General features: G+C 52.4%; 13 protein-coding genes, 4 tRNA genes and 1 pseudogene. 16 read left to right on the top strand and 2 right to left on the bottom strand.

Annotated elements, in window-relative coordinates; all coding sequences use genetic code 11:
* The 8 genes and pseudogenes from TY09_RS18690 to TY09_RS16275 form a co-directional block, all read left to right on the top strand.
* Positions 1-371, top strand: a pseudogene (locus tag TY09_RS18690) (DUF5711 family protein); the annotation flags it as partial.
* 280 nt (positions 372-651) lie between these two features.
* Positions 652-1338 carry a CvpA family protein gene (locus TY09_RS16305; RefSeq protein ID WP_042436537.1) on the top strand — a complete coding sequence of 229 codons (687 nt, stop codon included), beginning with the start codon at positions 652-654 and terminating at the stop codon, positions 1336-1338.
* A gap of 35 nt (positions 1339-1373) precedes the next feature.
* Entirely contained in the window at positions 1374-1991 is a 618-nt protein-coding gene (locus tag TY09_RS16300) for a CDP-alcohol phosphatidyltransferase family protein (protein WP_009060813.1), read from the top strand.
* Between the two features lie 82 nt (positions 1992-2073).
* Positions 2074-4356, top strand: coding sequence for an ATP-dependent Clp protease ATP-binding subunit (locus TY09_RS16295; RefSeq protein ID WP_042436533.1), 2283 nt, complete (start codon positions 2074-2076; stop codon positions 4354-4356).
* Positions 4357-4413: 57 nt separating this feature from the next.
* A tRNA-Gly gene (locus TY09_RS16290) sits at positions 4414-4487 on the top strand.
* Between the two features lie 8 nt (positions 4488-4495).
* Positions 4496-4572: transfer RNA gene (locus TY09_RS16285), tRNA-Arg, on the top strand.
* A 6-nt stretch (positions 4573-4578) separates the two neighbouring features.
* Positions 4579-4655, top strand: a tRNA-His gene (locus TY09_RS16280).
* 65 nt (positions 4656-4720) lie between these two features.
* A tRNA-Gln gene (locus tag TY09_RS16275) sits at positions 4721-4796 on the top strand.
* A 158-nt stretch (positions 4797-4954) separates the two neighbouring features.
* On the opposite strand, the gene TY09_RS16270 is transcribed toward TY09_RS16275, so the two are convergent.
* Complete coding sequence (locus TY09_RS16270; RefSeq protein WP_042436530.1) at positions 4955-5191, bottom strand: helix-turn-helix domain-containing protein; 237 nt, start codon at positions 5189-5191, stop codon at positions 4955-4957.
* Between the two features lie 113 nt (positions 5192-5304).
* Between TY09_RS16270 and TY09_RS18465 the strand changes: the two genes are divergently transcribed.
* On the top strand, positions 5305-5481 hold the full coding sequence (locus TY09_RS18465; protein ID WP_155863460.1) for a hypothetical protein: 177 nt from the start codon (positions 5305-5307) through the stop codon (positions 5479-5481).
* A 206-nt stretch (positions 5482-5687) separates the two neighbouring features.
* Here TY09_RS18465 and TY09_RS16265 read toward each other — a convergent pair whose 3' ends face one another.
* Positions 5688-6167, bottom strand: a complete 480-nt coding sequence (locus TY09_RS16265) for a TspO/MBR family protein (RefSeq protein WP_042436527.1) — start codon at positions 6165-6167, stop codon at positions 5688-5690.
* A 241-nt stretch (positions 6168-6408) separates the two neighbouring features.
* On the opposite strand from TY09_RS16265, the gene TY09_RS16260 reads away from it, so the two are divergent.
* The 7 genes from TY09_RS16260 to TY09_RS16230 all read left to right on the top strand — a co-directional run.
* Positions 6409-6879 (top strand): GNAT family N-acetyltransferase, encoded by a 471-nt coding sequence (locus TY09_RS16260; protein ID WP_242841520.1) that lies wholly within the window; start codon positions 6409-6411, stop codon positions 6877-6879.
* Positions 6880-7150: 271 nt separating this feature from the next.
* The gene (locus TY09_RS16255) at positions 7151-7810 is read left to right on the top strand and encodes an amino acid ABC transporter permease (protein ID WP_042436522.1); all 660 of its coding nucleotides are present in this window, start codon (positions 7151-7153) and stop codon (positions 7808-7810) included.
* Positions 7791-8468, top strand: a complete 678-nt coding sequence (locus TY09_RS16250) for an amino acid ABC transporter permease (protein ID WP_009060891.1) — start codon at positions 7791-7793, stop codon at positions 8466-8468. The genes TY09_RS16255 and TY09_RS16250 overlap by 20 nt, the downstream gene beginning before the upstream one ends.
* A gap of 14 nt (positions 8469-8482) precedes the next feature.
* Positions 8483-9229: an amino acid ABC transporter ATP-binding protein gene (locus tag TY09_RS16245; RefSeq protein ID WP_042436520.1), complete on the top strand. Its 747-nt coding sequence runs from the start codon at positions 8483-8485 to the stop codon at positions 9227-9229.
* Between the two features lie 19 nt (positions 9230-9248).
* A complete protein-coding gene (locus tag TY09_RS16240; RefSeq protein ID WP_009060877.1) occupies positions 9249-10139 on the top strand; it encodes a cysteine ABC transporter substrate-binding protein in 891 nt (296 codons plus the stop codon).
* Positions 10140-10586: 447 nt separating this feature from the next.
* On the top strand, positions 10587-11249 hold the full coding sequence (locus tag TY09_RS16235) for a formate/nitrite transporter family protein (protein ID WP_009060844.1): 663 nt from the start codon (positions 10587-10589) through the stop codon (positions 11247-11249).
* A 282-nt stretch (positions 11250-11531) separates the two neighbouring features.
* A partial coding sequence (locus TY09_RS16230; RefSeq protein ID WP_042436542.1) for a diaminopropionate ammonia-lyase occupies positions 11532-12253 on the top strand: 722 nt, incomplete at its 3' end.

Here is a 12253-nt window from a genome sequence, read left to right as displayed (position 1 = left end):
TCGACAACGGCCGTACGGCGCTTCTGCTTTCCCCTTATGCCAACGCGGATTCTGCCAGCCTGGTGTTGCTCGATGTGAAGGGCAAGCAGGCGGCTTCGGTGCCGCTGGGGCAGAACGCAGGGGGAGTATCGCTGTACGGCGATACTGCCGCAGTGCTGCTCACCGATGAAACGATTCGCGCGTACACCGCGTCCGGCGGCGCGCTGAAGGGCACATGCAGCGCAGGAAAAGATGCCCGCGCGCTCACGCTGCGGGACGAAAGCTCTGTGTATGTTCTGGGCTTCAGCGAAATCCGCCTGGAGCATTTTGCCGCGCAGGAGGGGCAGAATACGGCACAGAACGCCGCTGGGGGCGCAGCCTCCGGTTCCTGAACGAACGGCGCTTTCCCCCGGCCTTTGGCAGGGGAGAAGGAGCCGTTTTTTGCTCTTTTCAGCCAAAGGAATATTTACACTTTGTTTTTTTTCTCACCTTGCCGTAATATTCGCTTTGTGATATATTATTAGAGAGTAATTTCACTCCAAAAGCGGCTTTGCATCAAAATGGGAATTCTCCCCTGCCGAAGGCAGAGGAAGAATGCAATCGCTTTCTGAAAGTGGAAGGTCAGAAGAGAAAAGGCTCGCTCGGCGGGTTTTAAAGTTTGGGAGGTTGCCTGTGAGTTTCATTGATTTAATACTGATTGCGATCCTCACCTGGTTCACGATTGTAGGCTGTGAAAAAGGGTTAATCCGTTCTCTGGCCGGGTTTGTCGGCTATGTGATCGCCTCGATTGCGGCGGCTGTGATCGGCCGTATGGCGGCGGGCGCTTTGTACCAAAATTTTATTTACGACAATCTGGTGGGGAAAATTACAGAGACCCTGCAAGGTACGGCGGGTCAGGGAGCGGAGCAAAAGGTACAGGCTCTTCAGAATTCTCTGCCGGCCTTTCTTCGAACCGGTCTTTCCGGTGACGGCTTTTTGTCGGCGCTTGACAGCTCGATCGAAAAGGCCGCGCCGCAGATTGCAAATTTGCTGTCCCCCTCGGTCATCGGCTTTACACGGCTGGTGATTACGGTGGTTTTATTTTCCGCACTCTATTTTGTCGTACGTATTCTGGTGCGCATGATCGGTTCGGCGTTCCGCCTGCCGATTCTTCGCCAGATCGACATGATGGCCGGCGGTGTAGTCGGCTTCTTCAGCGGCTGCGCAATCGCGCTGCTGCTCTGCATGCTGCTGCAGCTCGCCCTGCCCATGATGAAGGACGGACTGTTCGGCGTTACGCAGGAAGGGCTCAAGTCCTCATGGGTTTACCAGACACTTTATGAAAAAAGCCCGGTTAATTTCCTATTCCCTGAGGAATAATGGGGGATAGCCCAGAGGCAGATGGGAGTGGAGAAATGAGGGACATCAATAAGAATATCACGGTTCCGAATGCGCTTTCTGTTTTTCGGATTCTGCTGATTCCGCCATTTGTATTGTATTTTTTGGCGCAGCAGTGGCGCGCTGCCGGAGTCGTGCTGGTGGTATCCGGCCTGACGGATCTGGTGGACGGTTATATTGCCCGCCATTTTAACCAGATCACCGAGCTGGGCAAGCTGCTCGACCCGCTGGCGGATAAGCTGACGCAGGCTGCCGTGGCGGTTTGCATGGCCATTGCGGAGCCGGTTCTGGTACCGTTTCTGGCGGTGTTCGTCATCAAAGAGACATTGATGATCATAGCGGCCTGTGTGCTGCTCAAACGAAAAAAACGCCCCACGGCCGCAAAGTGGTACGGCAAAGTGGCCACAACGATGTTTTACGTTTCGTTTGCGGTTATTTATGTGCTGAAAGGCTTTTTTGAATACGAAAACTTTTACCTTACCATTACGCTGTTATCGGCAACCGTCGGAATGATGGTTTACGCCTTTCTTCGATATTTTAAGATTTTCTGGACGACGCTTCACTCAGAGGACCCCAAGGATATAGTTGACCTGGAGCTGAAGGCCAGACGCACCATTTCCCGCAAGCAGGGATGACGGTGCGGGTTTGCCCCAATTTCGCCGCAGGGCAGCACCTCCAAAATCACCCGTAGCGGCAGCGGAGGAAAGAATTCACAAGATGATTTGTTCAAGATGCAAAAAACGCCCCGCCGTTGTGTTTGTTGCCTCCAGTGCAGACGCAAAGGATGCCAGAGGATATTGCCTCAAATGTGCCAGAGAGATGGGGATTCAGCCTGTAAAGGACATGATGAACCAGATGGGCATTACAGAGGATCAGTTGGAGACAATGGAAGATCAGCTCGATGAGATGATGGGTGGACTGGCGGAGACCTCCGGCGATGGCGACAGTGACGGCGATGGCTTTGTGCCCGGCGGCGCGGCTACGTTCCCGCTCATTCAAAGCATGTTCGGCGGCAATAAGGCCGCCCCGGAATCCACCGGGGAAACGACCCAGACCGCGGAGCACAAAAAGCCCGAAAACAAGAAGAAACGCCGCAATATCGACACTTACTGCACCGATCTGACGAAGCGGGCCAGAAACCACGAGATCGACCGTATTGTAGGCCGTGACCAGGAGATCGCCCGCGTGATTCAGATTCTGTGCCGCAGAACAAAGAATAATCCCTGTCTGATCGGCGAGCCCGGCGTCGGCAAAACTGCGATTGCGGAGGGACTTGCCATTCGCATTGCGGAGGGCAATGTGCCTGCCCGCCTTCGCAAGAAAGAAATCCACCTGCTCGACCTTACCGCGCTGGTGGCCGGCACACAGTTCCGCGGCCAGTTCGAAAGCCGCATCAAGGGACTGGTGGATGAGGTCAAGGCCGACGGCGACGTGATTCTGTTCGTCGACGAGGTGCATAATCTGGTTGGTACCGGCGACGCCGAGGGTTCCATGAACGCCGCCAATATTTTAAAGCCCGCTCTTTCCCGCGGCGAAATTCAGGTGATCGGCGCAACCACCTTTACCGAGTACCGCAAGTACATTGAAAAGGACAGCGCACTCGAAAGGCGCTTTCAGCCCGTGAAGATCGGCGAGCCGTCCGTAGAGCAGACGACGCAGGTCCTGCTGGGCATCAAGAGCTATTACGAGGACTTTCACCGCGTACATGTGCCGGATGATGTCATCCGGCGTGCGGTGATCCTTTCCGAACGATATATCAACGACCGCTTTTTGCCCGACAAGGCGATCGACCTGCTGGATGAAGCGTGCGCCAGTGCTGCGCTTCGCAACCAGAAGATGGCGGATTACGACGACGCTGTGTTTCGCCTGGATTCCCTGCGCCAGCAGGAAACCGACTTGACCGCCGACGGAGTGGACCCGGACTATGAAAAGCTGGCGCAGGTACGCTACGAAATCGCCAGCTTGGAGGAAAAGACCCATCAGCTGATGCCCGAAGCGCTCGGCGCGGATGTCGGGGTTGAGGATTTGGCCCATGTGATCGAGCTGTGGACGGGAATTCCCGCCAGCCGCGTGCAGGAAAGCGAGCTGAAGAAGCTTGCGGGGCTCGAAGAGCTTCTCAACAAAAAGGTGATCGGGCAGGAGGAAGCCGTTTCCGCCGTGGCTGCGGCCATCCGCCGCAGCAGGGTGCAGATCAGCCCGCGCCGCCGCCCGGCTTCGTTCATCTTCGTCGGCCCGACCGGCGTGGGAAAAACCGAGTTGGCCAAGGTGATTTCGAAAGAGCTGTTCGACACGCCTGAAACGCTTATCCGGCTCGATATGTCCGAGTTTATGGAGAAGCACTCCGTTTCGCGCATCATCGGCTCGCCGCCCGGCTATGTGGGTTACGACGAGGCAGGCCAGGTGACCGAGAAGGTTCGCCGCCGCCCGTATTCCGTGTTGCTGTTTGACGAGATCGAAAAGGCGCATCCCGATGTAATGAACATTTTGCTCCAGATTCTGGACGAAGGCCGGATCACCGACGCGCAGGGACGCACTGTCAACTTTGAAAACACGATCATTGTGATGACTTCGAACGCGGGCAGCGAAAAACGCGAGGGTGCGCTCGGCTTTGCCAAGACGGACGCCGACGTGAGCCGCGAAAAAACGATGAAGGCGCTTTCCGAATTCCTGCGGCCCGAATTCTTGAGCCGTGTGGATGAAGTGATCGTATTCCGCTCGCTGAATGCGGAGGATTACAAGAAGATCGCCGCGCTGATGCTCGACGAATATACCGCAGCCCTCACGGAGCGCGGGATTCGGTTTGCTTACGACGAAAAGGCCGTGAAGTGGCTGGCCGAGCATGCCGTTGGCGGCAAGAGCGGCGCGCGCGACCTGCGCAATCTGATCCGCCGCAAGGTGGAGGACCGCATCACCGCAGAGATTGTGGAGCACAGCGATTCGTCCTTGTCGGGAATTGCCGTAACGGAAGAAAATGACGAAATAAAATTGCAAATAATTTGATGCTTATCTTGACAATTTGTCTTGGAGCGTGTTATAATTCATAACGTCGCTTTGATTGCGGGTGTAGTTCAGTGGTAGAACTCCAGCCTTCCAAGCTGGTCGTGTGGGTTCGATTCCCATCACCCGCTCCAAGACATTCGCGCCAATAGCTCAGCAGGATAGAGCAACTGCCTTCTAAGCAGTAGGCCAGGGGTTCGAATCCCTTTTGGCGCGCCATATATGGTGGATGTAGCTTAGCTGGTTAAAGCGCCAGTTTGTGGCACTGGAGATCGTGGGTTCGAATCCCATCTTCCACCCCACTTAAAGAAGGCGAGGCAAAGATGAAAATTTTTGCCTCGTTCTTATTACCATTTTTTGTCTGTAATGGGCTGTAGCCAAGCGGTAAGGCAACGGACTTTGACTCCGTCATTGCGATGGTTCGAATCCATCCAGCCCAGCCACCAGCTTGAAGCTGGACACAAGTTACGCACTCACGTTTGTGGGTGCGTTTTGTTTTGTACCCGGGAACAGGCTATATACAAATAGGCAGTTACTCCATTGAAAAGATCGTCGGTTTTTGCCGACGATCTTTTGCTTTTCTGGTCTATATGTGAGCCTTCTATTTGAGTAATTCGTCGTATGATGTTCCGAGTACATCACGAATTCCGCGAAGCTGTGTTGCGTAGATATGTTGTGTCCCCCGCTCGATTTTTACGAGAGTTTCCCGCGTCATCTCAACGTTGGAAAGTTGAAGTTGACGGATCAGTTCTGTTTGACAGATCTTCTTTTTCAGTCTGATCTCTCTGATGTTTCGGCCGATATGAATTTCATCCTGCTTGATCTTTTGATCGCTCATCATTATGCCCTCCACATTGAACTGGTTTTAGTCCATTTATCTTGATTGTAGAAGAAACAAATGATATAATGGGACTAATTTGGGTCCAGTTAAAATGAGTGAGGTGAATATGCTTGAAAAAGGTTACCATAATGATGGATGATTTTTTATACCAATTTTATAAAAAGATCGGAGAAAATGCCGGCGGTATAAAGCCGGAGCAAGTGATAGTGGATTCCCTGTTCAAACTCGCAGGTGAGTTATCGGTGAATGCTCTAAATGAGAAAGATCATCTGAAGTCAAAGAGATAAAATCGCCACTAACTCTAAAAAAGAGTCTGAACATAGTTTGCGTTCAGACTCTTTTTTGCAGACGTTTTTATAATAGAAATATAAAAATGCTGATCTTTTCGGCTCCGAAGCTCATGCGGCGAATTCCATCGCATGAGCTTCCTCTCTGTTATTGTATGGATCAAAATAGTTTAGCGATTCCGGCTTTTATTTTCTTATGAAATTTGTCAGCGGTTCAAAAGCCACACGCCAAGAGTTAAATAGCCCGCCAGACTGCCCCAGAGAAAGTAGGGGATCTGTAGAAAGCCCGCGGATTTTCGACAGGCAAAGAACAGGAAGATCATTGCCTCAATGACAAACCACAGGCACGAAATCCAAATAACGGACCAAAAGAAAGCCTGCAGGCGGAAAAACAGAAATGGCCAGAAAAAATTCATCAATAGCTGAACGGCGTATAAGATCAACGCCGGTTTTCTGTACTTGCTGTCTGAAACAAAGACCAGATAGGCGGAAATTCCCATCAGCGCATACAGAATGGGCCAAACCACGGGGAACGTCCATCCGGGAGGAGCAAAAGGCGGCTGATTCAGGGTTCGGTACAGCGCGATGCCGTCTCTGGTAAATAATCCGGCCAGGAATCCTGTTCCCATGCTGATGATGATACTTATGATCAGCGCTTTCCATTGGATCGATTTTCTTGAATACATGGATGTTGTTCCTTTCCCGCTTGATACAGCCTTTTCAGACTATTATGGCACAAAACAAAAATCAAATTCCATCTCGGTTCAATCTGTCTAAAAAGCCAAAACAAAAAAGCGATTCTTTTTTTCCACTGCGTTCTATGATATACTGATTTTCATCGATACAGAAAAATCAAAAACCTGTAGTGTAAATCGGCGCGCTTCCCGAACAGCGCCGTTCGCTATCACAGGGATGGGAAAGGGGATTATGAAGATGATATTCCGAAATGGAGAGCGTTCCGACAGTGCGGACTTGATTGAAATGCGAGTGGAATACCTGAAAGAAGATTGGGGAACTCTGACGGAGGAACAGGAAACGGCGATCAGAAAACAACTGCCGGATTACATGGAACGTCATCTGGGGGGGAATCTGACCGCCTATGTGGCTGAAGAGAACGGGCGTTTGGCCGGTACGGTGCTGATGATGGTTGTGGAAAAGCTCGCGGGGCCGTCTGCGATCAATGGCAAAACCGGAACTCTGATGAACGTTTATGTTCGCCCTGAGTACCGTAAGCTAGGTCTGGGTGCAAAGTTGGTCACCATGGCGCTGGAGGATGCTCGGCGGAAAGAACTGTGCCATGTCGATCTTCATGCAACGGTGCAGGGGAAGAAATTGTATGAATACCTTGGGTTCCAAAAGTCGGAATCGCACTATACCCCTATGGTGTTCGAGCTGTAAGAAGAGCACACCGGATGCTGCGTGAAAGAGAGGCGTTTGCTGCCGCCCGTTTGTTTCAGGGACTCTTTCGCGCGGCTTTTTGCGGCCTTTATAAAAATGATGGCAGACGGTTGACACGGCGGTAAGGATGTAGTAATATAGAACATGCTAATTCATATATGATTACTACGATATAAATGGAACTCTTTTCCGGGAACGCCGTATCATAGAAAAAGTATCTCAAAATATTTTTTCAAAGATTTGATATGACATATGAGGAAGGAATCAGATTTTGGATTTTGAGTTTATCAGACAAAATGTGCCCATGTATCAGACGGCGGCTCTGCTGACACTGCGAATCGCGCTGTGGGGCGTTTTATTTTCGTTTTTGCTTGGGCTGTTCTGCAGCCTGATTCAATATTATAAAGTACCCGTGCTGCGCCGGATCGTCGGCGTATACATCGAACTTTCACGCAATACGCCGCTGCTGGTTCAGCTGTTTTTTCTGTATTTCGGCCTGCCAAAGCTGAGCGTTGTCATCAGCTCTGAAAGCTGTGCCGTGATCGGGCTGGCGTTTCTGGGCGGCAGCTATATGGCAGAGGCATTTCGCAGCGGACTCGAATCAGTGGAGAAGGGCCAGCTGGAGGCTGGGCTCAGCATTGGGCTGGAGCATTCGCAGATCATCCGCTATGTGGTGCTGCCGCAGGCGCTCTCCGTTTCGGTTCCGGCGCTGTGCGCGAACGTGATTTTTTTGATCAAGGAGACATCGGTGTTCAGCGTGGTGGCTCTGGCAGATTTGATGTATGTTGCGAAGGATTTGATTGGCCTGTACTACAAGACGGATGAGGCGCTGTTTTTGCTCGTGACCTCGTATCTCATCATTCTGCTGCCGATTTCGATTGCCTCTTCGCTTTTGGAAAGGAGGCTGCGCTATGCAGGATTTGGGAATTAGCATTCTGCTCGACGGGCGCAATCTTATCCGATTGCTCGAGGGCCTTTGGGTCACGGTGCGCATTGCGCTGCTTTCCGTGGCGATATCGATGGCGCTGGGCGTTCTGCTCGGCATGGTGATGACGCTGAAAAATCCGATTACGAAGGCACTTTCGCGTGTGTACCTTGAAACGGTGCGTATTATGCCGCAGCTGGTGCTGCTGTTCCTGGTGTATTTCGGCGTGACGAAAACATTTGGAATCCATCTTTCGGGCGAGGTCTCCGCGATCATCGTGTTCGTGTTCTGGGGCACGGCAGAGATGGGCGACCTGGTGCGCGGCGCGCTGATTTCGATCCCGAAGCATCAGTACGAAAGCGGCCGGGCGCTCGGCCTGACCGGCGTGCAGATTTACCGCTACATTATTATCCCGCAAACAATCCGGCGGCTGCTGCCGCTTGCTATCAACCTGGCCACCCGTATGGTCAAAACTACCTCTTTGATCGTGCTGATCGGTGTGGTAGAGGTGCTCAAGGTGGGTCAGCAGATCATAGAGGCAAACCGTTACACGGCGCCCAGCGCGGCTTTGTGGATTTACGGTGCGATTTTCTTCCTGTATTTTCTGGTGTGCTTCCCCATTTCGCGTCTGGCGGGAAGACTGGAAAAAAGATGGCAGGACTAAGAGGAGTGCAACAGATGGAGAAAACAGATGCTTTGCTGGAAATTCGGCATCTTAAAAAAGATTACGGTTCCGCCGATGTGCTGCGGAATGTTTCGCTGACAGTCAACCGCGGCGAGGTCGTTGTGGTGATCGGGCCCTCCGGCTGCGGCAAAAGCACCCTGCTGCGATGTATCAACGGGCTGGAGCCCATCCAGTCCGGTGAGATTTTGCTCGGCGGGCAGGTGCTGACAGACGGCACCGCCAAGTGGAGCCAGGTCCGGCAGAAAATCGGCATGGTATTTCAGAGCTACGAGCTGTTTCCCCATATGACGGTGATGGAAAATGTTTTGCTCGGCCCCCTCAAAGTACAGGGACGGAAGAGAGAAGAAGCCGAAAAAATGGCGGAAACCTTGTTGGAACGTGTGGGCCTTCTGGAGAAGAAGAGTTCCTTTCCTCGTCAGCTTTCAGGCGGGCAGAAGCAGAGAGTCGCGATTGTGCGTGCTCTGATGATGCAGCCGGAAATCATGCTGTTTGACGAAGTGACGGCGGCCCTCGACCCCGAAATGGTGCGCGAGGTGCTCGACGTGATGCTGGAGCTTGCAAAGGGCGGGATGACCATGGTGATCGTCACGCACGAGATGCAGTTTGCCAGAGCGATCGCCGACCGTGTGATCTTTATGGACGCCGGTGAGATCGTGGAATCCGGGGAGCCGGAAGAGTTCTTTACGAAGCCGAAAACAGAACGGCTTCAGCGTTTTTTGAACATTTTTACTTTTGAGTAACTGGAAAGAGGGATTATTGATGAAAAACAGAATCAAAGCTTTATCGCTCGCACTCGCATTGACATTGTCCGTTGGCCTGCTTGCGGGCTGCTCTTCGAACAACGCGGCCTCCTCCGGCACGGATGCTTCTTCCGCCGCGCAGGGCACCGGCAGCAGCACGGCCCGCTCCGTGGCTGAAATCAAGAAGAGCGGCAAGGTTGTCATCGGCGTATTCAGCGACAAAAACCCCTTCGGCTATGTGGATGCAAACGGCAAGTATCAGGGCTATGACGTTTACTTTGCGGAGCGCATCGCAAAGGATCTGGGCGTTGAGCCGGAATATGTTTCTCTGGAGCCCGCCAGCCGTGTGGAATACCTGAAAACCGGCAAGGTTGACATTGTGCTTGCCAACTTTACTGTAACCAAAGATCGTGCTGAGGCGGTCGATTTTGCACTGCCCTACATGAAGGTCGCTTTGGGCGTTGTCAGCCCCGAAAAGAACCTGATCACCGATGTGAAGCAGCTCGCCGGCAAAAAGCTGATCGTTGCGAAGGGAACGACCGCAGAGACTTACTTTACTGCTAACCATCCCGAGATCAATCTGGTGAAGTTTGACCAGTATACCGAAACCTATAACGCCCTGCTCGACGGGCGCGGCGATGCGTTCTCCACCGACAATACGGAGGTTCTGGCCTGGGCGCTGCAGAATCCCGGCTTTAAGGTTGGCATTGAGAGTCTCGGCGACGTCGACACCATTGCTCCTGCCGTACAGAAGGGCAACAAGGAGCTGCTCGACTGGCTGAATGAGGAAATCAAGACGCTGGGCAAAGAGAACTTCTTCCACAAGGACTTTGAAGAGACCCTGAAGCCCGTTTACGGCGATGCGGTTGCTCCTGAGAACCTGGTGGTTGAGGGCGGAGAAGTGAAATAAGCTTCTATTCTAAACAAATAGTTCAGGTGACCTGCGGCGAAGTGTTTCTTCGGCGCAGGTTCTTTTTATCCTGCTTTTGCCGGCGCAGATTCAATTCGCCGGGCGAAGCCAGCCCTGCGCGGGTGGGATCGATTGGCGGAAAATACATCATAATTGCTTATGAATCAAAGAACGTCAGATTTGAGGATGTACCTGAAAACACATAAAAGCTTAAAAAAGCCAGATTATATGATTCTAAAACACTAAAATGAAAGGAATTTGACAAGAAAGTGGAGTGGGAACCTTGATTCATCAAGAATACAATAATAATCAATTTTTGCTGATGATAAGGGGATAGACGAATATAAGACGCGCCGAGATTGGAATGAAAAAGCTTCTGTGCTAAAATAGGCGGGTGTTAGTAACATCTGTCGCGGGCACGGCCCGCTGGGAAAAAGGGGAGTTTTTATGGATAAATTCAGATCCTGGACAGGAACGTTCCTGCTGGCCATATTGGCGGGGATCAGCATCGGTATCGGCTGTGTGATATATATGACACAGGAAAATGCGGTGATAGGGTCCTTTCTGTTTTCGGTTGGGTTGATGACGGTTTTGGTATTCCGGTGGAATCTGTTTACCGGGAAAATGGCGTATATTTCATACCGCGATCCGCAGAAGGTGCTCTGGCTGATTTTGATCTGGCTTGGGAACCTGCTGGGAACCTTTTTGTTGAGTGTGGTCATGTCCGTCACGCGCCAGGGGGCGAAGCTGCACGAAAAGGCGGTGCATCTGGCGGAGATCAAGCTGGGCGACAATCTGCTCAGCCTGTTTATCCTGGGAATTTTCTGCGGCCTTTTGATGTATGTGGCGGTGGAGGGCTACCGCAGCAATCCGCACCCCGTGGGAAAATACCTGGGGATCATTTTCAGCGTGATGGTCTTTATCCTCAGCGGCTTTGAGCACTGCGTCGCCGATATGTTCTATTTTTGGATGGCTGGCGTGCTGGGGGATGGACTTCTCAGCCTGGTGGTGATCACGCTTGGCAATGTGGTCGGCGGGGCCGGCTGCGCCGCGCTGCACCGTTTGAGCGGCCGGCTGATTGAAGAGCCGGAGCCGGCCAAGGCGGAATAGCCGCCCCTTGCATTTGCGGGAGCAAACTGCTATACTCAATTTAACAAAATTTTCCACCGGGTAAGCACCTCCGGTGGAAAAAATGAAAAGCCATGCGTTTTCAGAGTGTTGCCATAAGAATACAAGTCAGGGTACCGAGCATAAAACTCTGGTACCCTGAAATATTCTTACGATAAAAAACACTGGTGTTCGCGCACGGCTTTTTTCATAACAAGAATTAGCGGTCTCTCGCCGCTGTTGACGAGGGAGCCAAGTGTTTGACCAGGAGAGGAGAGAGAGTTTATGGATCGCCCGGTATCGCTTTTGGCCGGAGCCCCCGACCATCGTCCGGATTTTTCGTATTTTACAGATCAGGAGCTTTCCTTTGCGCAGGCATTTCACCGCTCGATGCCTCAGTATGAGGAAACGCCATTGGTTTCTCTGCGCGGCTTGGCGCAAAGACTGGGAGTCAAAAATATTTTTGTGAAGGATGAATCCAAACGATTCGGACTGAACGCGTTTAAGGGGCTTGGGGCTTCTTTCGCGATCGCCCGGCTTTTGTGGGAGGATTTGGGCTACACCGGCGCGCCGGATTACGCTGTTCTGACAACGCCGGAGGCCAGAGAACGGGCGCGTGACCGCATCTTTGTGACTGCGACCGACGGAAACCATGGCAAAAGCGTGGCGTGGGCAGCTTCTGTGTTTGGCTGCCGGGCCAGAGTATATATGCCGAAGGGCTCAAAGGAAAGCCGCGTACAGGCGATCCGTGCAATCAACGACACGCCGGTTGAGGTTACCGAACTGAATTATGACGACGCGGTGCGTCTTGCGGCGAAGTGGGCCAAAGAGAACGGTCAGACTCTGGTGCAGGATACCGGAACGGCGGAGTACGCGAAAATCCCGCGCGATATCGCTCTGGGGTATACCACCATGGCGTCGGAAGCGCTGGAGCAGATGCGGGTTCAGGGTGAAGCAGCACCGACTCACGTGTTCCTGCAGGCGGGCGTCGGCTCTATGGCGGGAGG

Source organism: Faecalispora jeddahensis, assembly GCF_000577335.1.
Classification (GTDB): Bacteria; Bacillota; Clostridia; order Oscillospirales; family Acutalibacteraceae; genus Faecalispora; species Faecalispora jeddahensis.
This window is presented reverse-complemented; position numbering and strand designations above follow the sequence as displayed.

Coding starts and splice junctions, on each gene's coding strand:
- TY09_RS16300 (WP_009060813.1), top strand. CDS start 1,374: ATGAGGGACATCAATAAGAATATCACGGTTCCGAATGCGCTTTCTGTT.
- TY09_RS16295 (WP_042436533.1), top strand. CDS start 2,074: ATGATTTGTTCAAGATGCAAAAAACGCCCCGCCGTTGTGTTTGTTGCC.
- TY09_RS16270 (WP_042436530.1), bottom strand. CDS start 5,191: ATGAGCGATCAAAAGATCAAGCAGGATGAAATTCATATCGGCCGAAAC.
- TY09_RS16265 (WP_042436527.1), bottom strand. CDS start 6,167: ATGTATTCAAGAAAATCGATCCAATGGAAAGCGCTGATCATAAGTATC.
- TY09_RS16260 (WP_242841520.1), top strand. CDS start 6,409: ATGAAGATGATATTCCGAAATGGAGAGCGTTCCGACAGTGCGGACTTG.
- TY09_RS16250 (WP_009060891.1), top strand. CDS start 7,791: ATGCAGGATTTGGGAATTAGCATTCTGCTCGACGGGCGCAATCTTATC.
- TY09_RS16245 (WP_042436520.1), top strand. CDS start 8,483: ATGGAGAAAACAGATGCTTTGCTGGAAATTCGGCATCTTAAAAAAGAT.
- TY09_RS16240 (WP_009060877.1), top strand. CDS start 9,249: ATGAAAAACAGAATCAAAGCTTTATCGCTCGCACTCGCATTGACATTG.
- TY09_RS16235 (WP_009060844.1), top strand. CDS start 10,587: ATGGATAAATTCAGATCCTGGACAGGAACGTTCCTGCTGGCCATATTG.